The 24,881-nt window shown below is 46.9% G+C and carries 26 protein-coding genes; 2 read left to right on the top strand and 24 right to left on the bottom strand.

Going from position 1 to position 24,881, the window contains the following annotated elements; all coding sequences use genetic code 11:
* Positions 1-7: 7 nt before the first annotated feature.
* Complete coding sequence (gene ccmB / locus A3773_RS06825) at positions 8-727, bottom strand: heme exporter protein CcmB (RefSeq protein WP_067984378.1); 720 nt, start codon at positions 725-727, stop codon at positions 8-10.
* The gene (gene ccmA / locus A3773_RS06820) at positions 727-1,386 is read right to left on the bottom strand and encodes a cytochrome c biogenesis heme-transporting ATPase CcmA (RefSeq protein ID WP_197462732.1); all 660 of its coding nucleotides are present in this window, start codon (positions 1,384-1,386) and stop codon (positions 727-729) included. Before ccmA ends, ccmB begins: the two co-directional genes overlap by 1 nt.
* Before the next feature lie 207 nt (positions 1,387-1,593).
* Here ccmA and A3773_RS06815 point away from each other — a divergent pair, with 207 nt between their 5' ends.
* Together A3773_RS06815 and A3773_RS06810 are read left to right on the top strand one after the other, a co-directional pair.
* The gene (locus A3773_RS06815; protein WP_067984376.1) at positions 1,594-3,522 is read left to right on the top strand and encodes a flagellar hook-length control protein FliK; all 1,929 of its coding nucleotides are present in this window, start codon (positions 1,594-1,596) and stop codon (positions 3,520-3,522) included.
* Positions 3,519-3,851 (top strand): EscU/YscU/HrcU family type III secretion system export apparatus switch protein, encoded by a 333-nt coding sequence (locus tag A3773_RS06810; protein WP_067984374.1) that lies wholly within the window; start codon positions 3,519-3,521, stop codon positions 3,849-3,851. The genes A3773_RS06815 and A3773_RS06810 overlap by 4 nt, the downstream gene beginning before the upstream one ends.
* 10 nt (positions 3,852-3,861) lie before the next feature.
* Here A3773_RS06810 and A3773_RS06805 read toward each other — a convergent pair whose 3' ends face one another.
* The 22 genes from A3773_RS06805 to A3773_RS06700 all read right to left on the bottom strand — a co-directional run bounded on the left by A3773_RS06805 (position 3,862) and on the right by A3773_RS06700 (position 24,870).
* Positions 3,862-4,269 carry a DUF2802 domain-containing protein gene (locus A3773_RS06805; RefSeq protein WP_067984372.1) on the bottom strand — a complete coding sequence of 136 codons (408 nt, stop codon included), beginning with the start codon at positions 4,267-4,269 and terminating at the stop codon, positions 3,862-3,864.
* Between the two features lie 30 nt (positions 4,270-4,299).
* Positions 4,300-5,103 carry a chemotaxis protein CheW gene (locus tag A3773_RS17935; RefSeq protein ID WP_067984370.1) on the bottom strand — a complete coding sequence of 268 codons (804 nt, stop codon included), beginning with the start codon at positions 5,101-5,103 and terminating at the stop codon, positions 4,300-4,302.
* Entirely contained in the window at positions 5,100-5,891 is a 792-nt protein-coding gene (locus tag A3773_RS06795) for a ParA family protein (RefSeq protein ID WP_067984368.1), read from the bottom strand. The genes A3773_RS17935 and A3773_RS06795 overlap by 4 nt, the downstream gene beginning before the upstream one ends.
* Entirely contained in the window at positions 5,892-6,827 is a 936-nt protein-coding gene (motD, locus tag A3773_RS06790) for a flagellar motor protein MotD (RefSeq protein ID WP_067984366.1), read from the bottom strand.
* A gap of 3 nt (positions 6,828-6,830) precedes the next feature.
* On the bottom strand, positions 6,831-7,571 hold the full coding sequence (locus A3773_RS06785; protein WP_067984364.1) for a flagellar motor protein: 741 nt from the start codon (positions 7,569-7,571) through the stop codon (positions 6,831-6,833).
* A 3-nt stretch (positions 7,572-7,574) separates the two neighbouring features.
* Positions 7,575-8,765, bottom strand: coding sequence for a protein-glutamate methylesterase/protein-glutamine glutaminase (locus tag A3773_RS06780; RefSeq protein WP_067984362.1), 1,191 nt, complete (start codon positions 8,763-8,765; stop codon positions 7,575-7,577).
* A 24-nt stretch (positions 8,766-8,789) separates the two neighbouring features.
* Positions 8,790-10,895, bottom strand: a complete 2,106-nt coding sequence (locus tag A3773_RS06775; protein WP_067984360.1) for a chemotaxis protein CheA — start codon at positions 10,893-10,895, stop codon at positions 8,790-8,792.
* Between the two features lie 12 nt (positions 10,896-10,907).
* A complete protein-coding gene (locus A3773_RS06770) occupies positions 10,908-11,699 on the bottom strand; it encodes a protein phosphatase CheZ (RefSeq protein ID WP_067984358.1) in 792 nt (263 codons plus the stop codon).
* 21 nt (positions 11,700-11,720) lie between these two features.
* On the bottom strand, positions 11,721-12,092 hold the full coding sequence (gene cheY / locus A3773_RS06765) for a chemotaxis response regulator CheY (protein ID WP_067984357.1): 372 nt from the start codon (positions 12,090-12,092) through the stop codon (positions 11,721-11,723).
* A 91-nt stretch (positions 12,093-12,183) separates the two neighbouring features.
* Entirely contained in the window at positions 12,184-12,894 is a 711-nt protein-coding gene (locus A3773_RS06760; protein WP_067984355.1) for an RNA polymerase sigma factor FliA, read from the bottom strand.
* Between the two features lie 12 nt (positions 12,895-12,906).
* Complete coding sequence (locus A3773_RS06755; RefSeq protein WP_067984353.1) at positions 12,907-13,737, bottom strand: MinD/ParA family protein; 831 nt, start codon at positions 13,735-13,737, stop codon at positions 12,907-12,909.
* 10 nt (positions 13,738-13,747) lie between these two features.
* Positions 13,748-15,172 (bottom strand): flagellar biosynthesis GTPase FlhF, encoded by a 1,425-nt coding sequence (gene flhF, locus A3773_RS06750; protein ID WP_067984350.1) that lies wholly within the window; start codon positions 15,170-15,172, stop codon positions 13,748-13,750.
* A gap of 42 nt (positions 15,173-15,214) precedes the next feature.
* A complete protein-coding gene (flhA, locus tag A3773_RS06745) occupies positions 15,215-17,323 on the bottom strand; it encodes a flagellar biosynthesis protein FlhA (protein ID WP_067984349.1) in 2,109 nt (702 codons plus the stop codon).
* A gap of 142 nt (positions 17,324-17,465) precedes the next feature.
* Positions 17,466-18,605 carry a flagellar biosynthesis protein FlhB gene (gene flhB, locus A3773_RS06740; RefSeq protein WP_067984348.1) on the bottom strand — a complete coding sequence of 380 codons (1,140 nt, stop codon included), beginning with the start codon at positions 18,603-18,605 and terminating at the stop codon, positions 17,466-17,468.
* 9 nt (positions 18,606-18,614) lie between these two features.
* Positions 18,615-19,388, bottom strand: a complete 774-nt coding sequence (gene fliR / locus A3773_RS06735) for a flagellar biosynthetic protein FliR (protein ID WP_067984347.1) — start codon at positions 19,386-19,388, stop codon at positions 18,615-18,617.
* A gap of 4 nt (positions 19,389-19,392) precedes the next feature.
* Positions 19,393-19,662: a flagellar biosynthesis protein FliQ gene (gene fliQ / locus A3773_RS06730; RefSeq protein ID WP_067984346.1), complete on the bottom strand. Its 270-nt coding sequence runs from the start codon at positions 19,660-19,662 to the stop codon at positions 19,393-19,395.
* A 24-nt stretch (positions 19,663-19,686) separates the two neighbouring features.
* The gene (gene fliP / locus A3773_RS06725; protein ID WP_067984345.1) at positions 19,687-20,436 is read right to left on the bottom strand and encodes a flagellar type III secretion system pore protein FliP; all 750 of its coding nucleotides are present in this window, start codon (positions 20,434-20,436) and stop codon (positions 19,687-19,689) included.
* The gene (gene fliO, locus A3773_RS06720; RefSeq protein WP_067984344.1) at positions 20,429-20,905 is read right to left on the bottom strand and encodes a flagellar biosynthetic protein FliO; all 477 of its coding nucleotides are present in this window, start codon (positions 20,903-20,905) and stop codon (positions 20,429-20,431) included. The genes fliP and fliO overlap by 8 nt, the downstream gene beginning before the upstream one ends.
* Positions 20,906-20,911: 6 nt before the next feature.
* Complete coding sequence (gene fliN, locus A3773_RS06715) at positions 20,912-21,352, bottom strand: flagellar motor switch protein FliN (RefSeq protein ID WP_067984343.1); 441 nt, start codon at positions 21,350-21,352, stop codon at positions 20,912-20,914.
* Positions 21,353-21,383: 31 nt separating this feature from the next.
* A complete protein-coding gene (gene fliM, locus A3773_RS06710; RefSeq protein ID WP_067984342.1) occupies positions 21,384-22,361 on the bottom strand; it encodes a flagellar motor switch protein FliM in 978 nt (325 codons plus the stop codon).
* A gap of 32 nt (positions 22,362-22,393) precedes the next feature.
* On the bottom strand, positions 22,394-22,915 hold the full coding sequence (locus A3773_RS06705) for a flagellar basal body-associated FliL family protein (protein WP_067984341.1): 522 nt from the start codon (positions 22,913-22,915) through the stop codon (positions 22,394-22,396).
* A gap of 209 nt (positions 22,916-23,124) precedes the next feature.
* Positions 23,125-24,870, bottom strand: coding sequence for a flagellar hook-length control protein FliK (locus A3773_RS06700; protein ID WP_067984340.1), 1,746 nt, complete (start codon positions 24,868-24,870; stop codon positions 23,125-23,127).
* Positions 24,871-24,881 lie beyond the last annotated feature (11 nt).

Below are 24,881 nucleotides of genomic sequence, written 5' to 3'. Positions count from 1 at the left end.
CCTTAACTCATCCACTGACGGAAATTCGTAATGCAGCACCGATCGCCAACGGCGCTAAAACCAAGCCCAATGCCAATATGGCGCCCAACAAAGCAAAAAAGCCGGCTAAGGGCAAACCTGTCACCGCCGCTTGAACCGCACTTGTACCAAAAATAAGCACCGGAATATAAAGCGGTAAAACCAACAAGGATATCAGTACGCCGCCTTTGCGTAATCCCACCGTCAACGCAGCGCCAATAGCGCCGACTAAGCTCAACGTGGGCGTACCTAGCAACAAACTTAACATCAAGCCCGACATCCCCTCGGCGGGCAAAAACAACATCACCGCCAATAAAGGCGCTAATAAAGCCAATGGTAAGCCACTCATCATCCAATGGGCTAACACTTTAGCTAATACAACAACAAATAAAGGTTGTGGGCTTAAAAGCGTTTGCTCTAACGTGCCATCCTCAAAATCGGATTTGAATAACCCATCCATCGACAATAACGTCGCTAACAAAGCCGCCACCCAGACAACACCGGGGGCAATTTCGGCCAAAAATTCAGGTTCCGGACTTACCCCCAGAGGAAATAAAGTCGCCACCATTAGAAAAAATATCAACGGGTTAAACAAATCGCTTTTTTTGCGATAAGCCAACATTAAATCCCGCTTTAAAACAGCCCCAAAAAGACCCGAGACAGAACTACCCTCAGAGCCGGACTGTTCGTTTGTCACTATTTTTTCCATTAAGTTCCTGCTAATTCGTCAAGATTGAAACGACGAACTTTTTCGCTAATCGCCAATTCATGATGTGTGGTTAAAATAACAGATCCACCTTTCGCTGCATGGTCCAAGATCAATTGTTCTTTCTGCGCGACACCTTTTTTATCAATTGCGGTAAAAGGCTCATCTAAAATCCATAATTTCGCATGGGTTAGATAGAGACGCGCCAGACTCACACGGCGGTTCTGCCCAGCAGATAAGGTATGACAAGGTGAATCTTCGAAACCGCGCAAACCGACCTTATCTAAGGCCATGGCAATATTTTCACCGTTAATTGCAGGATGCATAGCCGCATACCACTGTAGGTTTTCTTCCGGTGTCAGAACCGCTTTAACACCGGGATGATGACCAAAATAAAGCAGCTCACGTCTAAAATCGTCTTGAACATCCGAGAGCGGCGACCCTTTCCAATAAATCGCCCCTTCATAATGGCTAGAGAGGCCACTAAGGATTCTTAAGAGTGTGGTTTTACCACTCCCATTTTGGCCTTCTACTTGAATCACTTCACCCGCATTAACAGTGAAGCTAAGGTCTTCAAATAAAATACGGTCATCGCGCTCGCAATAAAGTTGCTCGACCTGTAACAGCGCTGTACTCAAACCGTTCTCCAAAAACAGAATCATCTGCGGCTTAGTTCCAAAGCACGTTTTACCGTAAACTATACTTTTACTGACATCGGCCGATTAATAAACGAGTGATTATATACGAATATCAGATAGCTCTGCACTGTTGTATTGCTTTCTAAAAGCAGGAAACATCTCCTCATTTAGATCTAGTCTGATGCCCTAACGCTTATTGTGTGACTGTACATTACTTACATAGGTTCTAATTTGCTGCCTCAATTATCAGGTATTCCGCTACAAACAACTGATGCCAGCTCAGATTCGTCACGCAATCTGAACACCCTGCTGCCCGTTGGTCGAAATGTAAGCGCGACTGTCGTTGCGGTGAGTCGCGATCAAACGCAACCTGAGATTTTCCGCTTAAAGCTGGAGGTCAATAATCGCTTAATCCAAATGGGTGTTTTTCAAGCACTCCCTGTCGGGCAAAAGATTAACGTTAACCGTCAAAGCGACGGTCAAATTCAGATAACACTCCCTACACCCCAAAACTCATCGGGCAAGCAAGCGCCGGCTGCCACAGCAACAACAGCGGCGGCACCGAACAACCCTAGCGCAGCAGCCCTCCAAGCAAAGGGCCCGAGCGATCCGATCCTTAAGCTCAACCTACAAACCACAGACAATAGCGCCAAGCTGCCAATAGACATAAAAACCTTGGCCGCAGTGATTAGCAGCCGCCCGATCTACACCAGCAACAACCCAAGCCCACCCACCAACACAAGCGTCCCGCTCACACGTTCGGCGGATACTGTACCCGCCCAAACAACAGGCCCGCTCACACGTTCGGCGGATACTGTACCCGCCCAAACAACAGGCCCGCTAACCACCGTTGCAGAGCCATCAACAAACCGTACAACCACCGCAGCGGGTACATCATTAAACAGTTTAGCCGCGGCGATGCAGACAACCGCAGCCACACACACACCGCTACCGCTTCCATCCAGTACAGCTAAGGTAGCCACCACCGCAAGTACTCCTGAGTTAACGATACAAGGCAAAACCCCCTTAGCGACCGATTCATCCCTTAAAAACACGCTAAGCATGCCCAACGCACAATCAGCCAACACCGACACAGCGGCGAAGGGCCTCGCGCCCGCGCCCCTAATCAGTGATGGCAAAAATATAGCGAACCCAACCAACAATGCGACAAGCCGCCCTATAGGTCCGCCATCACACCACATGCTGACGCTCGCACTCCCCGATGGCAGTAAAGTAGAACTCGCGTCACCACGCCCATTAGTACAAGGTACGCAGCTTCAGTTGTTAAAAACAGCAAGCAATGAGGTGCATGTTCTGCAAATAAGAACACCAGAAAGCACGCCCGCCTCAGCCCTCGAAAAACCGGCAATACAAGCAACCCTACGTAACGCCCTGCCCTCTCAACTACCTACTGCAGATGCATTTAGCCAACTCTCTCAAGTGGCTTCGCAGGCGCAAGGGCCACAAGCATCTCAAATTAGTAGTGTCGTAAAAACCATGCTCCAGTTATTTGGTGTTCGTCCCGGCAGCCCAGAGGCGCCCGCACAGATCAAACAGAACATTGAGTTAGGCGGCTTATCCACAGAACATAATTTAAGCAAAGGCTTAGCCCCACACCCGCAAGATATGAAGCACCAGTTACAGCAACTGCAGAAGCTCGCTGACACGCTACCGGCCGAACAGAAAGAGCGTTTAGAACAGCTACTACAAGGCGTCCACTCACGTGTAACAAGCCAGCAACTTACCTCGCTACAACAATGGAGGGAGATGCCTGACGGCGGCTTTGAACGTGTATTTCAACTTGATCTACCCATTAAAAATGGCGAACACTGGGATAACCTTGAACTACGCTTAAGCCGAGAGGGCGGGACCAACGCGGCAGGTGAGATGATCTCAGTGTGGCGCGTTCGCTTACATTTCGATTTAGAAGATCAAGGGGGTGTCGATGCAGAGATCCGCCTGACAGATGGTCATGAGATCAGTGCGCTTTTTTGGTGCGAGCTAAAGGAGACCGCAGATAAGCTGCGCGAACGTTCGGATGAGTTTTCTGCGCGTTTACGCCAATGTGGTTTTGATAGCACTGAGGTAAACTGGCACGAAGGAACGGCCCCCGAACAGAAGCAAACCATCCATAAACAACTTGTTGACCTACATACATGAAGTTTTCTAAAGCGGATCAAGCATCTGAAGCCAATCGCAAAAAAGCAATTGCGCTTAAATACGATCAAGGTGCGGGTAAAGCGCCACTGATTGTAGCCAAAGGGATGGGGGAGATTGCGGAACAGATCATTAAGCTAGCCGACGAAAATGATATCCATATCCACGAAAGTCCTGAGCTCGTTGAAGTATTAATTAGGCTTGAGCTAGGCGATGAGATCCCTGAATCACTCTACCGCGCTATCGCCGAAGTTATCGCATTTGCTTACAGTCTAAAACATGATAGCCAAGAGATGATAAACAAAGTGATAGAACAAAACTCAAAGAAGTAAGCGAATCTGCTTAATTATCTCGTCCTAACGACTGATGGGGTGCATGCAGCTCTTTATGTAACAACGCCATCAACTCCGCTTCGGGACGACCAATGCCACAATTTTGTACTAAATCGTCGACATCAGCCCCCATCTCCATCAAACGTGTTGCTTGATTATAGGCCAGCGCTGATGGATCACGATTTTCTAATTCTAACTGCTTATCTGCGGTAAGGTTTAGCTTCTGCTCCACGCCGATTAAACGGCGCCCCATACCAATTGAGCTATTTGTCATCGCCTGTATTTCATTCCTAAGCACATTAATCAGTGCTTGGTGACGGCGCTCATGCTGCTGTAAACGACGAAATAAAACGAAACAGGCAGCGCTCGCTCCCAAAGCTATAATCAATGACGCCACACTCAACCAAGACACTGTCATTATTTCCCTAACGTTGTTTTAGCTACTTAATCAGAAAGACTGATCAAACTGTTTCATAAGTTCTGGAATATCAAGGATCGCACAACGCTCTTCCATGTACGTTCCCCATAACCATGCGCGAGGATTGTCACTGCTCGCCCAAGATACTTTATCTGCTGGTATACGCACTGACTTTACGAGCTCATCACATGCTAAGGCCCAATGACGGCCACGTAAAATAATCAGTTCATTATATTTCGCCAGCTCTGGCTTATAACGCTCAGGAATTAACCATAACGCGGTATCAATCACATTCGTCTCCGCAGCCATACCTCCAGCCACGCGCCCTAAACACCAATCATGGGTTCCATCTAACGTAAGCGCCACTGAATTTAAATGCACGGCCCCTTCGATATGATCAAAAGGTATGGCCAAATTAAGCCCATGCATTTTTATCAACACGCAGTTAATCTCTCGACTCGTCGCACCTGAGAAACCCGCATGCTCAGGTGGATCCGGTTCCAATATCAGCTCTGGCTCTGGCTCTGGCTCTGGCTCTGGCTCTGGCTCTGGCTCTGGCTCTGGCTCTGGCTCTGGCTCTGGCTCTGGCTCTGGCTCTGGCTCTGGCTCTACAAGAGTATTGTCCCGTGCGGCCATAACAACAGGTATTTCTTCTGCAATATCGATAATTTCGTCATTGTCCGCCGCCATTTGCGCATTGATTGCCGCAATTTCAGCCTCAGTATCAATGCCCGCGTCGGGATCAGAAAGAAGCGACTCTAAATAATCAAAAACCAGTTTCTGAACGCCGTGCACTTCATCCAATGCCTCTAGGTTCTTTTTAGACTTGCTCATAGAACCTCCTGCTTTTGACGCTCAAGCAACGAACGAAGTAAGCGCGCATATGAGTGAACTCCGCGACTACTAGAATCCATGACCGAGGGAACCAGCCCGCGGATACTGGCATTACGAAATTTAGTATCAACCGGTATAACAGCGTTCGATATTTCATTAGGGTATTTATTATGTAATTCGCGCAAACTGCTAACAGAAGCCTGCGTGCGCCGATCATAGAACGTGGGAATAATCGTAAAGGATAACTTTTTACTTTTGCTACGCGCTCGGTTGATCATGCTAATGGTGCGTACCATTCGCTCTAAACCTTTTAACGCTAAAAATTCCGTCTGTACAGGCACTAATAGATGCTGACAGGCCGCTAACGCATTAACCATCAGCACACCCAACACGGGGGGACTATCAATTAAAACATAATCATAGCTATCACGGACCTGTGCCAATGCCTTCGCCACTTGCAACCCCATGCCTTCTTCGCCTATCGCTTTTCGTTCCAAGGTTGCCATGGCGGTTGATGCAGGGATGAGATCAATACGGTCGTGGCTACTGTTGAGCAGCAAACGCTCAACCCCTTCCCGATTGATTTTATGTTTAGTGGCAAACAGGTCATACACGCTATGCTCTAGTTCATCAGGGTCGTAGCCAAAATAACTGGTTAACGAACCATGAGGATCAAGGTCAACCAATAAAACACGATAACCGACCTCGGCCAGTAGTCCAGCTACTGTTACGACGGTCGTTGTTTTACCGACCCCACCTTTCTGATTGGCGACAGACCATACATGCATTTATCTTTCTTCCTGCTGTGAAGCATCGGGTTCAGCTTGTCTGAATAAAACATCTCCGCCATCGGTTTCAACTTGTTCGATAGCAGGCATCTCTTTTTTATCTGGATTGGCGAAAACAGTTGAGACGGCATCAGCACTTACTTGCTGACTACCAAATGAAGAGACTGTTCGTCGCACTTTTTCATCTCGGGAAACGACAATAAGCACTCGGCGATTTAATCGTTGCCCCTCTCTTGTCCTATTACTGTAAGCCGGCTGATACTCACCGTAACCTACAGCAGCCATACGTTCAGGCTCTACGCCAAAATAGGCAAGCAACCTCACCACCGCAGCAGCACGCGCGGATGATAACTCCCAATTGGACGGAAACGCATCGGTCGATATTTTTTGGTTATCCGTAAAACCTTCAACATGAATCGGGTTTTGCTTGCCCTTCAACATTTGAGCGATCGCATCTAACAAGCTATCTGCCGCCGCATCTGGCAATGCGCCACCGGACGGAAAGAGATAGTTTGAGCGCAATTCAATGGAAAGCCAAAGATCATTACCGGTGACTTTAATCCGCCCCTCATCAATCAACGAGGCAAAATTAACTTCCATCTCCTCGCGCAAAGCTTTTAACGCATCTGTTTCTTTCTGATCAGGTCGAGAAATGGTTATTTCAGGGGCATCAACCGTTGTTTTTCCACCCGTAAACACCCCAAACCCACTATTACTACTTCCATCCGTAGAGGTTTGGTTCTCTTTTTTTCCTTGATCTACGCCGACAAAAACACCGGATAGCGCTTCCGTTAAGTGCTTATATTTTTCTTCATTTACCGATGAGATCGCATACATGACAACAAAAAACGCAAACAGCAGAGTAATAAAATCCGCATAGGAGATAACCCATCGGTCATTTCTTGGGCCGCTATCTATCTGTTGTCGACGTGGCATAGGTTAATCCAAATACCCTTGTAAACGCTGCTGAATTGCTTTTGGATTCTGCCCCTCTGCGATAGACATCAATCCATCTAAAACCATCTCTTGGTGTTGATAACGCATTAACACTAAGCTTTTAATTTTATTAGCGACCGGAATCAAAAACAGGTTCGCAATACCTATGCCGTATATTGTAGCAACAAACGCCGTTGCAATACCGGCACCGAGCCCTGCAGGGTCGGAAAGATTACTCATCACATGAATTAATCCCAGTACCGCACCAATGATACCCAAGGTCGGCGCATAGCCGCCCATGCTTTCGATCACTTTAGCGCCTTGAAGGTCTCGTTGCTCTTGCGTTACAAGCTCAACCTCTAAGGTACTGCGAATAATGTCAGGACCTTTACCATCCGCAAGCAAAAAAAGTCCAACCCGAACAAAAGGGTCTTTCTCTTTCTCCGCCTCTGCCTCTAATGCAAGCAAACCTTTGCGGCGCGCGATTACACACCAGCTAACAAGATTGTCCACATTCTTACTAAGGTCAGGCTGATTACGACCAAAAGCCCACCCTAAAAGCTTACACGCCCTAACAACATCTTTACGAGGCGATTGAATGATTGCCGCAGCCAACGTACCGCCAATAACAATCACGGCAGCAGGCACGTTCAGTAACTCTTGTAATTGTCCCCCTTCTAGGAAATTACCACCAAGAACAGCGCCTAAGGCAATTAGCACACCGAGTATTGCTGTAAAATCCATCGTTTAAGGCCTTTTACCACTAAAAATAGAAGTCAATTCATTGAGGTCCAGAACCGCATCAGCCAGTCCTGCATTAACGATCGCTTTAGGCATACCGTAGATAGTGCAACTGTCTTGATTTTGAGCCCAAATGGTTGCACCTTGCTGGCGCAATATCCCCGCGCCATCACAACCATCAGCCCCCATACCGGTCAAAATGACCGCCAATACTTTTTTCCCAAAGCTTTTCCCCACTGATGCATAAGTCACATCAACACTGGGCTTATAGGTAAGTCGTTCATCTCCAGGCATAATTCTAATTTTATCCGTACTACGCGGATCGATGATCATCTGATGCCCACCCGGCGCAAGCAAAGCTCGGCCCGGTATTAATTTATCGCCGTCCTCGGCTTCTTTCACCTCAATATTACATTGCTGATTCAAGCGCGCTGCAAAAACCGTTGTGAACGCTTTCGGCATATGTTGTACCAATAAGATCGGATGGGGAAAGTTAGCGGGAATTTGCGTCAAAATTTGCTGCAAAGCGGCAGGCCCACCGGTAGATGCACCAATAACCACCACCTTACAGTCAGGAATTTTTATGTTACTGAGCGAACGCTCTGAAGGTTTACGGAGCCCACCCGTGGCCGGCAAGCGCTGTGGATCCGTTGAACTGACTCGGCCGGGTGTCGATGCAGGTGTCGACGCAGTGGACGTAGCTTTTGATGTTGATAAGGCTTCAGCACTAAAGACTCTAGACTTATTCGCCTGTGCTAATGAAGACTGATCAGTAAACGTACCCCGTAAGCGAGCATGCGTAGAGCGACCGAGCGCCACTACTTTATCCCGTAACTGCTTTTCTAGTGAACCTGAATGCGCCATCCAAGCACGCATATCTTTCGGCAGGTAATCAAGCGCTCCTGCCTCAAGTGCTTGCAAGGTAACCCTCGCTCCCTCGGACGTTAGTGAGGAAAGCATGAGTATATTGGTTGGGCATTCACGCATGATGATGCCGACAGCTTCAATGCCGTTCATCTGAGGCATTTCAACGTCCATGGTAATAAGACTAGGACGTAATTTTTTCGCTTGCTCTACCGCTTCTTTACCGTTTTGAGCCGTACCCACAACCTCGATACGACTATCTCCAGATAGCAAATCACTGATGCGATGCCTAAAAAACCCAGAATCATCAACAATTAACACTCTAACCGGCATAAATCACGCTCCTATCGGAAATTATCAAGAAGCGTAATGTTTAAGTAAGTTAGGAATATCAATAATCAATGCAATACGACCATCCCCGGTAATCGTGGCGCCTGATAAACCAGGCGTACCATGTAAAATCGTACCTAATGGTTTAATCACGACCTCTTCTTGACCTACCAACTGATCGACCACAAAGCCAACCCGTTGAGTACCGACAGTGACAATCACCACATGGCCTTGCTCTGGGAGGTCTGCGCCTTTCTGCCCTTCGATTAACCATCGTTTAAGGTGGAACAGCGGTAACGCTTGGTCACGCACAATGATCACTTGCTGACCATCAACCACATTGGTTTTCGTTAGATCAAGGTTAAATATTTCGTTTACATTCACTAACGGCAACGCAAAAGCTTGCTCCTCTAAGATAACCATCAGCGTTGGCATAATCGCCAAGGTCAATGGAACCTGAATCGCAATACGTGAGCCTTGGCCGATAACAGAATCAATACTCAATGTACCGTTAAGCTGAGTAATCTTCGTTTTGACCACATCCATGCCGACGCCACGGCCTGACACATCTGAAATCTCTGTCTTGGTTGAGAAGCCCGCAGCAAAGATTAGATTAAAGCACTCCTGCTCCGTTAATCGACGAGCGGCTTCAGCATCCATCATGCCGCGATCTATCGCCAATTGCCGCAGTTTTTCTGCATCCATGCCCGCACCATCATCCTGTATAATTAACAGAATATGGTCGCCTTCTTGTTCCGCAGAGAGCAGTACATGCCCCTCTCGAGGTTTGCCGGCCGCCGCCCTGACATCGGGTGCTTCAATACCATGGTCAACCGCGTTACGTACTAAGTGAATTAACGGGTCTGCCAGCGCTTCCACTAGGTTTTTATCTAAATCGGTTTCTTCACCACGAAGCTCAAGGCTGATCTCTTTCTTCAGGTTACGAGAAAGGTCCCTAATTAAACGAGGGAAGCGACCAAATACTTTTTTCACCGGCTGCATTCGGGTTTTCATCACCGACATTTGCAAATCAGCCGTCACCATATCCAAGGTGCCTAGCGCTTTTGCCATATCCTCGTCTTCACTACTCACCCCAAGCCGAACGAGTCGGTTTCTGACAAGTACGAGTTCCCCAACCATATTCATAATTTCATCGAGCAACCGCGTATCTACACGTACATTACTCTCCGGTTGAGGTTTGGCTTGTTGATGCGCCGCTTTAACCGCCGCTGCCACTCCGCTTTCTTTTTTCGCAACCACCGGGGCAGGTGCAATTGGGGCGGGAGCGGGTTGAGCAACAACAGGGGCCGGGGTCGGTGCTGGGGTCGATGCTGGCGCCACGGGACTATCCGCTACAGGCGCTTCGACAAACGCACCTTTTCCTTGCGCTTGAAGTTCATCAAGCAGTGCTTCAAACTCATCATCAGTAATCAGTTCAGGTTCAGCACTCTCTGCTTCAACCGTAGGCTGTTTGGTCTCTACCTGTACATTAGGGCCTTTACCGGGGCCATGCAGTTCGTCCAACAAGGCATCAAACTCATCATCGGTAATTAGACCATCATCTACAGGGGAATCGTCAATAAGTGGCTCGTTAAGCTCAGGCACATCACCAATATCCTCTAACAACATATCAAATTCATCAATCGTTGGATCAAGTAAATCTGTTGCCACTGAGGGTGTTTCTTGCGCAATAGGCTCAGGGACCGCCGCAACGGTTTCAGCAGCAGGTGCTGCTTGAGGGGCACTACCTTTCGTGCAAGCGATCAAGGCCTGAATCAATTGTGGGTCAGCGGGTGCGAGAACCTCCCCATTACGTACAGCTTCAAACATAACATTGACGCTATCTAACGCTTGAAGCACTACGTCCATGAGTTCAGAGGTAACTTTGATATCGCCGTTACGCAGCATATCAAACAAGTTTTCAGCATTGTGACAGCAATCTACCATCGGCTCTAGCTGCAAGAAACCTGCGCCGCCTTTTACCGTATGGAAACCTCGGAAAATTGCATTGAGCAGATCACTGTCGTCTGGACGCTGTTCCAGATCGACTAACTGTTCGGATAATTGCTCGAGGATCTCTCCTGCTTCGACAAGAAAGTCTTCAAGAATTTCCTGATCCACTTCCAAACTCATATGGCGCTCCTCTTAAAAACCCAGACTGGATAACAAATCATCAACTTCATCTTGGTCACTGACTACATCAGCGCGTTCTTTCTTGATTTGTGGCCCTTCAGCCTGAATAGGATTCTTATTATTGGTTTGCTCATCTTCAGATTCTGCCGACATTTCGACGCCTGATATTCTTTCAACCTGCGCCGCCATGCCCATTAAAGCAACAAGATGGTCTTCAACATTGGTAACGAGGTTAATGACACGACGAATTAGCTGGCCGGTAATATCTTGATAGCTCTGAGATACAACAATATCCGTTAGTTCTTCACGTAGGGTGCTAATTGTTTGTTCTGATTCTTCTTTTAAAGCACATGTTCGATCATAAACGCCATTGAGGGAGTCATGTTCTTTTTCTAACTGGCCAACGAGTAACAATAGATCTTTAAAGCGCTCACTCTGTTTATCTAATTTATCAACAAATGTCAGGGCTCTATCAACACGATCCATCGTTTCGTGGGCATTTTTTTCTGTCATTTCTATAACATAATTCAAGCGTTCGGCAGCATCAGTCTCAGTTTGAGGTGTGCCATCAACATCAAGACTACGTCCTAGCTCACTTGAAAAGGATTTTATCGCTTCATGGAGTCCGCGGGTAAGATGCCCAACTTCACTAAAAAAAGTTTGGTGACGAAATTCATGAAGTTCGCGAATAATTTCCATCGCATCAGATAGCTTGCCTTCGTTGAGGACAGAAACAAGTTCCTGTGCCTTCAACTGCAATTCCATTTCGAAGTGACTCAATCCACTGCCTGTATCTGAAATCATTAAAACTGACCTTCTTGTTATTTAACCCAGGCGCTGAAAGATTTTATCGATCTTCTCTTTCAGTACTGCAGCTGTAAACGGTTTAACAACATAACCATTCACCCCAGCCTGAGCAGCAGCAATGATTTGTTCTTTTTTAGCTTCGGCCGTAACCATGAGCACAGGCATAGCAGCTAGGTTAGGATCAGAACGCACTTCTTTCAGAAGGTCAATTCCAGTCATACCCGGCATATTCCAGTCAGTCACTAAGAAATCAATACCACCCTGTTTCAGAATTGGTAGAGCAGTCTGCCCATCATCCGCTTCAAGAACATTAGTCATGCCCAAGTCACGTAATAGATTTTTTATAATTCGTCTCATCGTGGAGAAGTCATCCACCACAAGAATTTTCATGTCTTTATTCAAGACCAGCCTCCAATTAACACTGCGCAACCCATTGAGTCTACACTAAATTACCGCAATTACGTTGAGTCTTCGCAAGCAATCATTGCCATTCGCTTAATCGCGAACGCAATCTCAATGCTGCTTGACTGTGAATCTGGCTTACCCGAGATTCACTAACCCCTAAAATCTGACCAATCTCTTTTAAATTAAGCTCTTCATCATAATAGAGTGCTAATACTAACTTTTCCCGTTCAGGTAGGTTATTTATAGCGCCACTAAGTGCCTTGAGAAACGATTCTCGCTCAAAAAGCTGATTAGGTCCCGGATCGTCATTAGCAAATGACTCCCCTGGGCCTTCGTTTTGAGGGTTAATCATCTCCTCAAAACTAAATAAACGACTGTCGAGGGTATCTTTTAAAAGATTATGGTATTCATCCACAGATATCCCAAGCTCTTTTGCAACAGAAGCGTCATTGGCATCTCGGCCTGTACGTGATTCTACTTGCTGAATAGCTTCAGTTACCCTTCGACTATTCCGGTGCACTGACCGCGGAGTCCAATCACCCCGACGCACTTCATCAATGATGGAGCCACGAATGCGGATCCCTGCATAAGTTTCAAAGCTAGCACCTTTCGCAGCATCATATCGCTTAGCCGCTTCAAGCAGGCCAATCATACCGGCTTGTATTAAATCATCGAGCAGCACTGTCGCTGGCAGCCTTGCCAGTAAGTGATGGGCGATACGTTTAACTAGCGGCGCATACTGCTGAATTAACTCATCACTCGATTGTAATTGCAGCTGGTTGTACATACTGCCTCTTTATCAATCCGATGGGCGCGCTCCCTGTACAAGCCGCTCAACAAAAAACTCTAAATGTCCCCGGGGCACAGTCTGCACTGGCCACCCGTTTACCTTATTCGCTAATTGACGATATGCCAAGGATACTTTGCTCTTTGGAAAAGCTTTTAAAACAGCTACTTGGCGTTGTACCGCTTTACGAACATTTTCATCATAAGGGATTGAACCCACATATTGAAGCGTGACATCAAGAAACCGATCAGTAACCGTTAATAACTTACCAAACATGTTTCTACCTTCGGTATCCGTTCTTACCATATTGGCCAGAACACGAAAGCGGGTCATCTTATAATCACGATTTAACAGTTTAATTAAAGCATAAGCATCTGTAATTGACGTAGGTTCATCGCACACAACCACCAACACTTCTTGAGCCGCTTTAACAAAACTAACCACAGAATCCGAAATACCTGCCGCAGTGTCAATGATTAACGCATCAATATCATCAGAAACTTCACTAAACGCATGCACTAGCTCAGCATGCTCATGGGGTGAAAGAGCCGTCATCTCTTGCGTACCGGAGCACGCAGGAACGATCTTTAAATTTTCACAGACATCCAGCATGACCTCTTTTAAGCCACACTCACCACTCAACACATCTGAAATATTCTTTTTGGGACGCAAACCCAGCAACACATCAACATTGGCCAAGCCTAAATCGGCATCCATCAAAACCGTACGGTGCCCTAAGTCACTTAATGCGATCGCTAAATTAACAGAGACGTTCGTTTTACCAACCCCGCCTTTACCGCCAGTTACAGCAATTACCTTAACGGGCCTATGTTGATCTATCATTATTTCACCACTAACCCATTTTATAAGCTGAATCTAACGCTACTGTATTTTTTTCAGCCTCAATTGCTCTTTGCGCCGTAATTACAGCTCGACTGACGAGTTCATGTTTTTGGGCAATATCGATATCATCCGGTATACGCTGACCGTCGGTGACATAGGTCACAGGAAGACGTTTTTCAACAATAAGCGAAATCGCCTCACCCAAACTACCCGACTCATCCATCTTGCTTAAAACACACCCATTAAGACCCAAGCTTTTATAAACATTGAAGGCCTGTTCTACAACCCGCCGCTGGCTACTACAAGAAACCACTAACAACTTTTTCAACCGCAACGTCACACTTTCAAGCATCTCTAACTGCGCTTCGCTGTGCGGCTCCTGGGCATTCAGCCCTGCTGTATCGATTAAGACCAAACGTTTATTTTTCAACGAGTGCAGCACATCATCTAAACTGTTCGCCGCATCAACAACCCTAACCGGAACATCTAAAATGCGCCCAAATGTACGTAATTGCTCATGGGCCGCTATACGAAACGTATCCGTCGTCACTAAGGCTAAACTTGAGCTGCCATATTTCAACACATAGCGCGCCGCCAGCTTACCTATAGTGGTTGTTTTACCCACACCGGTAGGCCCAACGAACGCGATCATTCCGCCGCGTTCAATAAAGTCTTCGCCCAAAACAGGTATTGAATCCGACAGGCGAGACAGGGCATTTTTCCATGCTTTATTCGGCGGAAGCCCCACTTCCATAGAGCCTAGTAGGTGAGCTGATAACTTCTCACTCACACCTAGCATCTCTAATTTTCGTTGCAACGGCGGCTTAGTGTCGGAAGGCGCGACATTTTTTGTCGCTAACACTTGCTGATTTAAAAGATTTTTTAGCTGTTCGATCTCATTCTGCATAGAACGAATCAAGTTATCCCCCACCTCCTCTTGAGGCGGTGGCATGGATAGCTCTTCACGTAAATCAAGCCCCAGATCAGCATCATCAAGCACAGAGCTGGTCATAAAATTTCGGTGGGCTGCATCTGCTTTTTCTTTCTGTCGCTGTTTAAGCGATGTCAGAATGGCACGCAGCTCTTCATCATCATTATCCAGCTGCCGATTGACCTTGCCTGAGGTGTCATAATTTTGACTCCCTCCCATCTCTGCTTCAGCAATCTGCATACGCGCTTTCTGCAACTCACTGGCAAGGTTACTGTTTTGCCCCTGAGTTAAAACATCAATTTGGCTTTGACGCTTTTGCTCAGTCTTTTTCTTACGCGAGAACGCTTGTTGCGCCGCTTCGTAATCATTCTCATGGGCAGCAACAACCTCAACCCCACCGGCGACACGGTGGTTCGATACGATCACAGCGTCAGGACCTATCTCATCCCTAACCCTACGCATGGCTTGTCGCATATCTGGCGCGAAGTAACGTTTTACTTTCATATCAATTCCTTATCGGCCACATAAGGCGTAGCTAAACTATACTCAACCATTAACTTCACCTCCCACCGTCGCAACGATAGTGACCTTTTTATTTTCAGGAATTTCCTGATAGGAAAGCACGTGGATATGATGCTCCCCATAACGAACAAATTTAGACATTAACGGCCGTACCGGAGCCGCCACCAACAACACGGATGGGCGTCCCATCATCTCTTGCTGCGTCGCGGTTTCAGAAAGGGACGATTGCAACCGTTCAGCCATGCCCGGCTCTAACACTAAACCGTTATCCTGCCCCTGCTGAACAGAGTTTAATAGCAACTGTTCTAACTGCGGCGCCAATGTAATAACAGGCAGTTCCGCTTCTGATCCATTGATATTCTGCACGATCAAACGTGCAAGGGAGATCCTCACCGCGGCCGTCAATCCAAGCGGGTCCTGTGTACGGTTCACTGCATCGGCTAACGACTCTGCGATCGTTCTGAAATCTTTTAACGGAACCTGTTCCATCAACAGGTTCTGCAGCACCTTCAATAACACACTGAAAGACACCTTCCCTGGCACCAGCTCTTCAACCAACTTAGGTGACGTCTTAGTCAACATATCAAGCAGTTGCTGTACCTCTTCATGGCCCAGCAACTCATGGGCATGAACCTGAAGTAGTTGATTAAGGTGGGTAGCTACAACGGTAGATGCATCAACAACGGTATAACCTAGCGACTGAGCCTGTTCTTTTTGCGACTGTTCGATCCAGATGGCATCAAGCCCAAAAGCAGGGTCTTTAACTTCAACACCTTGTAATTTACCAAAAACCTGACCGGGGTTTATCGCCAGTTCCCTGTCAGGGTAGACCTCTGATTCACCGACAACCACACCCATCAAAGTGATACGATAAGCGCCGGGCAACAGATCAAGGTTATCCCGTATATGGACAGATGGGACCAAAAAGCCAAGGTCTTGGGATAGTTTTTTACGCACACCCTTAATACGACTCAGCAGCTGTCCGCCCTGCATTTTGTCGACCATAGGGATCAAACGATAACCCACCTCAAGGCCGATCATATCAACCGGCATCACATCGTCCCAATCCAGGTCTTTCTTCTCAGCCTCATCATCCAGCGGCAGTTCTGCTTGCTCTTGCGCCAACTGCGCCTCATCAGAAACTTTCTGTTTTTCCTTCTGAATAATCCACCATGCACCACCACCCGACGCCGCTGCTAATGACAAAAAAGCCACATGGGGCATACCCGGAATAATACCCATAATGGTCATAATCCCCGCAGAAACGGCAAGCGCTTTAGGCGAAGCAAACATCTGCGAGATAACCTGTTTACCCATATCATGGGAAACATTTTGTCGAGTTACCATGATCGCAGCAGCAGTAGACAGTAACAATGATGGGATCTGTGCGACCAGGCCATCACCGATGGTCAGCAACGAGTAGAAACGCATAGCGGTTTCAAAATCTAGGTCATGCTGAAGCATCCCTATACCCAAACCGCCCAGCAAGTTGATGACCAAAATCAAAATACCCGCTACAGCATCGCCACGAACAAATTTTGAAGCACCATCCATTGAACCGTAAAAGTCAGCCTCTTGGGTTACATCTTGACGACGCGCACGCGCCTCTTCTTGACCAATAAGCCCTGCATTTAAATCGGCATCAATAGCCATCTGTTTACCCGGCATCGCATCCAACGTAAATCGAGCGCTTACTTCTGATATACGGCCAGCACCTTTCGTCACTACCACAAAGTTGATAATAATCAGGATAAGGAAAACAACAAAACCAACAACATAGTTACCGCCAACAACCACCTCACCAAAGGCTTCAATCACTTTACCAGCCGCATCACCCCCTTCATGCCCCGCCAATAGCACCACACGCGTTGACGCCACATTCAACGAGAGCCGCATCAAGGTTGCAATCAGAATAATGGTTGGGAAAATAGCGAAATCGAGGGGGCGATCGGAGTAAACACAGACCAGCAGAACAACAATAGAAAGGGCGATATTAAACGTAAATAACACATCTAATAAAAAAGGCGGGACAGGCAGCGTTACCATTGCCAAGATAACAAGCAGCAGCAAAGGCACACCTATATTGCCTTTACTTAATCCGCGAACATTATCGAGAATTACCGCTTTATCCACCCAAACTCCAGACCGTCAAAAAAACATCACAAAAAGAGACCACTCGACCAATACAGCACATACTTACACAGACAAAGGAAAAATACGCTGTTTTTTTGACGAATGACTAAACAATGGCTAGAAAATGCAATTTTCGAGCCACTTAGAGGTTATCTTTGAACTCATCAGGAATGGGCAATTCATCAACCTTAACTTCGGTAGGCCGCTCCGCTTGGCGACTCTTAAATCGCTTAAGCTGGAAGACATAAGCCAACACTTGAGCGACAGCCATGTACAACCCAGAAGGGATCTCATCATTAATTTCAGTAGAGTTGTAGATCGCACGCGCCAAGGGGGGCGCTGAGAGTATAGGCACGTCGTTCGCTTCCGCTATCTCTCTAATCTTCAGGGCAACAAAATCTACGCCTTTAGCCACCATAATCGGCGCATTACGATCATCGCCTTCATATTTCAGAGCGACGGCATAATGGGTCGGGTTGGTAATGACAACATCAGCATCAGGCACCGCTGTCATCATCTGTCTTTGCGCTATTTCACGCTGCAACTGTCGAATACGCCCTTTAACCTCAGGCTTACCTTCCGTATTTTTTAACTCATCCTTGACCTCTTGAAGGGTCATTTTCATTTTTTCTGTGTATTCATAAAGCTGATAAGGCACATCAACCAACGCGACCAATATAAGCACCGCACTCAAGGCCATAAACACCCAGATAATGATCTCTAGTGCGGAGTCGATTGCCGGTCGCGGCTCAAATGTCGCTAAGGCCAAAATATCCCCTCGGATATTCCACAATATAAGAATGGCAAACCCACCCACTAAGGAGAACTTTGCAATGGCCTTGAACAACTCAACAAGGGATTTAAGTGAGAACATCCGCTTTATCCCCGCAAGCGGGTCAATACGGCTACCTTTCGGCAGAATGGAATCGCCGCTAAAGTTCCACCCCCCTAAGGCGATAGGCCCAACGATAGAAGCGACAACTAAAGAGAAAAACACGCCAGCCAACCCTAACAGCGCCTCCCAAACCGACACTTCAAAATGCGAAAGCATCTTATTCGGATCAAAAATGGCTTGGCGATCCAATACAAAGTTGCTTTCTATCATCCCCAGAAGATGCTCAGCAAGCTGGGCACCGAAAATAATGACGGAGAACACAGCCGCCATTAAAACCAGCGTCGTCGCCAGCTCTTTTGATCGCGGAACATCGCCCTTTTCCCGAGCTTCACGTATTCGCTTGGGGGTGGGATCTTCTGTTTTCTCTTGGCCGGAATCTTCTGCCATGAAGACCTCTTAAAGAAACAAATGCTCAATATAATCTAATACAAAACTAGAGATTCTCATATATTGATCGAGAAAGCCTCCCAAGTTCACCCAGTTAATAAACAACCCCAATACCATCGTAAAGGGAAAGCCAACCGCCAAAATATTCAACTGCGGCGCCGCACGGGACATAATACCAAACGCCATATTAACCACTAATAACGCGGTCACCGCAGGAAGCGCCATCAACATGGCAGCAGAGAACATCCAGCTCCCCGCCATCGCTATCTTCCAATAACTTTCACGATCTAAAGCGGACAAACTCACAGGCACAACATCAAAACTTCGCACTAAAATCTCAACCATCACCAAATGACCATTAAGCGAGATAAATATCATCATAATTAAGGTGAGATAAAATTGCCCAAGCATAACAACAGAAATACCGTTAGTAGGGTCGGTCATCGATGCAAAACCTAACCCCATCTGCATGGCAATAATCTGTCCACCTAGGACGAATACTTGATAAAAAACCTGAAACAGAAAGCCTAACATCGCACCAACTAAAATCTGCTGACCGATCACTAGGTAGGTATTGATACTCAACCCATCAATCGCTGGCATAGCAGGCAGCAATGGCGCAACAACAAAGGATACAGCTAACGCAAGCATTAAGCGGACACGGGCATTAATCAACTGGCTACCCAGCAAAGGAACCGCCATGAAAAATGAAGCCACACGGAAAAAAGGCAGAAGTAAGGCTGAGACCCATTGTTCAATCTGTAGAACATCGAGTTCAAACAAGAGGCTAACCTATAAGATAAGGAATGTTTTTGATCAACCCTGAAAAATGTTCCATCAAGGTATTCAGGATCCAAGGACCCGCCCACATAATAACAAGGATGGTCATCAATAAGCGCGGCAAGAAACTTAACGTTTGCTCATTGATCTGTGTTGCCGCCTGAAACGTTGAAACAATCAAACCAACAATCAAACTCGGCACAATAATAACCGAGACCAACAAAACAATTAGCCAAAAAGCGTCACCAAATATGCCAAGGACAACTTCTGGGGTCATAGTAGACGTCCTGATTTTACGCTTTTAAATTCCAAAACTCGCCGCCAAGGTACCGATCACTAGCGCCCAGCCATCTATAAGTACAAATAGCATTATCTTGAACGGAAGGGAAATAATTACCGGCGAGAGCATCATCATACCCATTGCCATTAAGACACTCGCCACCACAAGGTCAATCACCAAAAAAGGAATAAACAGCATAAAACCTATCTGAAATGCTGTTTTTAACTCACTGGTGACAAACGCAGGTACCAGCACGGTAAACGGAATCTCATCCGCACTATTCACTTCAGGTGTGTCTGATATCTTCATAAACAACCCAAGATCACTCTCTCGGGTTTGTAACATCATAAACTCACGAAACGGAACACTGGCCTTCTGAAATGCTTCCAGCAGCGGCATCCCTTCATTAGCGTAAGGCTGTACCGCGTCCACATACACTTTGTCTAAAACAGGCGTCATAATAAACAACGTCAAAAACATCGCCATACCCACCATAATTTGGTTAGAAGGCGTTTGTTGCAGACCCAGCGCTTGCCGTAAAATTGAAAAAACAATAATGATTCGTGCAAATGACGTCATCATCATCACCATCGCTGGCAAGAACGTCAGCATGGTCATCAACGCAAGCACTTGCAGTGTTACGCTGTAATTGGTTTCGCCGTTTTCACCCGTTGTTAGTGTTAAGGCAGGGATACCGACATCTGCAGCTTCAGCTGTAAAAGCCATCGAGCCAAAAACAAGCACAATAAGAGCAGAAAATAGCTTACTCATCTTCGCCCCCAGCTTTATGTTCTGATGCTCGACGTTGCTTCATCACATCAGCAAGGCGATGGGAAAAACTGTCTGCTTTTTTATCACTCGACTCTTCAATATCACCCGCTTCAAAAGCGTGAAGACGTGACACCCGACCAGGGGCAACACCCAGCAACAAATGCTGTTGACCCACTTTGACCAGTACCGCCTTTTCTCGCGCACTCAACGGCAAGACACCCACAACACGCATATTCTTTGTGAGAGGTGATATACCAGAAAAACGCTTCACCACCCACGATAAAACAAAGATAATAACAACAACGACAAGCAACCCTATCACCAATTGGATGAGGGCTTCTCCAGAGAAGGGTTCTTTAAATGCAGGCGGGATAGCTGTTTGCGTAGACATTTGAGCAGAGGAGGCGCTCCCCTCTGCACAAATCTGTTGCGATATCGCTAAGAACGCTAGAAAAAATAGTGAACGCATAGCCTGCTATTTCAGTCGCTTGATACGTTCTTGCGGACTAATAACATCCGTAAGTCTGATGCCGTAGCGGTCATTGACGACAACAACCTCACCATGCGCAATCAAGGTTCCATTGACCATGACGTCTAGGGGCTCTCCCGCAACGCGATCAAGTTCAATAACAGACCCTTGGTTTAACTGTAATAAATTACTAATTGGAATATCAGTCTGACCTACTTCCATTGACAAGGTCACTGGAATATCAAGAATTACATCCAATTTAGGGTCAGATACGGGCGTACCTTCATCCTTTAATTCATCAAGTTCAACCGATGTTCCAACAACACCTGTTGCAGCAAGCAAGGCATCCGGATCAACCGTGTCACCACCCTCTTCGGTGACTTGTTCTTCCATCGCGGCAGCCCATTCATCAGCTAACGCTTGCTGGTCTTCAGTTTCATCACTCATCTATTTGCTCTCTAATGATCTTATCAGCCGTTTATTTAGGGCGTATTATTTGATCAACAATTTTTACAGCCAAGTTACCCCGAGCAACGCCCATAGTACAATGATATACGGGAACCTTGTTAGCTTTTAACTCAAACGTAGACGGCAACTCTATAGGGATCACATCGCCAGCTTCCAACTCCAACACATCACGCAAGGTCATCTCTTGCTGCGCCACAACCATATCTAATGGCAATTTAGCCATCAAAATGTCGCGTTGAAGGGCGATCTGCCAGCGTTCATCTTTTTCATCTTCGTTATTTTGGAAACCAGAGACCAACAGATCTCTAATCGGCTCAAGCATTGAGTAAGGCATCGCCACATGAAATTCGCCAGAGCCCCCTTCAAGGTCAACTTGAAACGTACTGACAACCACAACTTCAGTCGGATTAATCACGTTAGCCATCGCAGGGTTCATTTCATGACCGAGGTGCTCGAAGCTTAATTCTTTAACAGGATGCCACGCCTCTTCTAAATCCAAAAAGAACTGTTCTAATACTTTATGAATAAGACGGGTTTCTGTTGGTGTAAACTCTCGCCCTTCAATTTTGGCATGGCGGCCATCCCCTCCAAAAAAGTTATCCACTAATTTAAAGACTAACTTAGCATCCATGATAAAAAGCGCGGTGCCACGCAAAGGAGTAACGCGCACAAGGTTCATACTGGTAGGCACATATAGCGTATGAATATAATCGCCATATTTCATAACCTGTACACCACCTACAGTGACATCCGCCGCGCGGCGTAACAGGTTAAAAAGACTTAAACGGGTATAGCGGGCAAAACGCTCGTTAACCATCTCAAGGGTAGGCATCCTGCCACGAACGATACGCTCATGGCTTGCCAAGTCATAAAGGCGAACATCACCCTCTTCAACTTCAACCTCTTCCGACGTTTCAACATCACCATCATCCACCCCATGTAAAAGGGCGTCGATCTCATCCTGTGAAAGTAGGTCTTTGACTGACATCTAGCAAGATTCCTCAATCACACACAATCCCATTACTGCATAACCATATTAGTAAAGAGAATGGCTTCAACACCGGGTTTAGCTATTTTTTCTTGCATAAGTTCACGCACTAAATCGGTTGCGCTCTCTCTCAAGGCCTGCTTACCTTCTAACGTTTGCAAAACTCTAAAATCCTGCGTACTAAACAAGTTATTAAGTCTAGACACAATCAAGGGCATATGAAGCGTCAATGCGTCAGCCACGTCCTGTTCACGACTTTTCGCTTCAACATAAAGCTGCATGTAATGGGGGCGATTATCATCGGACTGGAGCGTCACCACAAACATGGGTTTCCCATTCATGGTTCTAATTTTCGTATAAATAGCCTCAGCCTTAACCGTTTCAGCTGGCGCAACCTCTTCTTGGGCGTCATCCCCACTCAGGAAAAACCAAGCACCAGCAGCGCCACCGCCACCGACAACAACGAGCGCAAGTACAACAATAATAATCAGTTTCAACTTAGACGGTTTCTGCTTTTCGCCCTCTTCTGCACTTGGTCCTTGCTCTTCAGCCATCTATAGATCCTCAACAACATCTAGGCAAACTGTTAACCACTGCCCTATGGTAAAAATAGTATTATGCCTAATATAACACACTGATTTTAAGGCTGAAGATCAAGAACAACAAAAACTACTGTTTTTACATTAAACGACCTACCTAGGTAGCTGAGATCCTCGGCAAGTCATGTACCGAACGGGGCAGCTCCCGTCCTTTAACAAAGCAACTAGGCGTAATAATCAACTAACGAGAGTGGTTTAGACGCAGACGGGGATACCCCTGTGTCATCACCAACCTCACCGGCTCCCATATATGACCCTCCCGCAGCATCACCATTCTGCTCAGCAAGCTGTTCTCTTCGCTGCTGATCCGCCGATTGATCATCTACTGATGAGTCCTGCAAAGACAACCCTTGCTCCTCAAACATCTCACGTAATCGCGGCAAACTTTGCTCTACTGCGTCACGGACATGTGCATGGGGTGATGTAAAACTAAGGCTAACTTGATCCTGATTGATATGAACCCTAATACTCAAAGAACCAAGTTCAGGAGGATCTAATTGAATATGAGCAACATTTACGTTTTGCGCAGACACCATTATCGCCCGCTCACCTAATGCATTTTTCCACGCAGGCGTATTAATCTGGACCTGCTGCGGCATCATAAGGTTCTGAGCGTCCGCCACCACCTTTTGCGTTGGGCTCGGCTGAGCCATAGCCACTGACTGCTGGGTCTGATTCTGGGCCAGCGCTAATGTTTCCATACGCTGACTAAAACTACTGTCTGAGGCCTTTTCGTTCGCGGTTACTTTTTGCAACAACTGTTTAGATAACTCTAAAGCAGATTCAAACCGTTCAGGCAGCAGATTGCTAGCGGTCGATTTCACCGCTGTGTCCGATTTAGCATTCAATTCTGCCGCGATCTCTTTTTGACGATTAGCCGCCATCAAGTCAACCGTTTCAGGCATGCGTCCAGCAATAGGGGGTTCTTTTTTAGCCTGTACATCAACGACACCTTCAACACCGTCACTGATCGACGGAGAAACGACTGTACTCGGTGTTTTTTCATTATTAGACTGAGTCGACGCTTGCTGAGCGACAAACGGAGTGACAGGTTTGTTAGCTTTATTCGCCTCATCAATCGAACGTTGCAGAGGTTGCAGAGGTTGCACAGCAACATCAGATGTGTCAGTTACCGTCCGCTGCGCTTGAATCTGAGCCGCACGCTCACCCTCATCACCCTTTAAACGAGCTAACTGCTCAGCATCTAACAGCGCAGATTCAACACCTGAACGTTGGGACACCTGAGCATCAAGCAAACCAGCATTAGGTGCTGGATTGAAGCCCTCTTCAGCCAACGTGCCACGCGCAGCACCGGCCTGCCCCATAATACCCTTAAAAAACTCAAGCACCTCAGACGAATCTGATCCATCCGCATCAGCACTCGCCATCTCGCTATACGTTGCTTTAATGGCGTCTGATAGAGCACTACTGCCAAAACGCGCTTCTAGGTCTGATAACAATATAGGCGGACCAACGACCGTTGCCGTCGCCATATCATCCTGCACACCATCAGCAGAGACCGCGCCATCAATCTCATCAGAGGATAACGGAGACTGCTGTTCTGCGAACTGCTTGAGCGCATGAGCAAGTTCAGCGGTAATCTCAGATGGAAGCTCAGCTCCGTCGCCATACTGCTGCTCTAACATTTGAGCAATATAGAGCATTTTTTGCTGCATCGTTACGTCAGGAAGGACCCCGTCTTCAACAGATTGCGGCAAAGAGATACCCGATTGCGGCAAGAAAGCGCCGGCAGCTAACTCGGTCCCTTGCCCAGACTGCTGACCCAGCACCGCACCAAAACCGCCAAAAAACGCACCGCTGGAGCCTAGAGGAGGACCCGCTTGTGAAGATATAGAAAGGTTTAACGTTAATAGCCCACCACCGGCAGGCATTGAAATTTGCTCGCTCATTCTAGGCTCCT

This window comes from Neptuniibacter pectenicola, from assembly GCF_001597735.1.
Classification (GTDB): Bacteria; Pseudomonadota; Gammaproteobacteria; order Pseudomonadales; family Balneatricaceae; genus Neptuniibacter; species Neptuniibacter pectenicola.
Note: the sequence above shows the minus strand (reverse complement) of the source record. Positions and strands in the feature narration are given on the sequence as shown.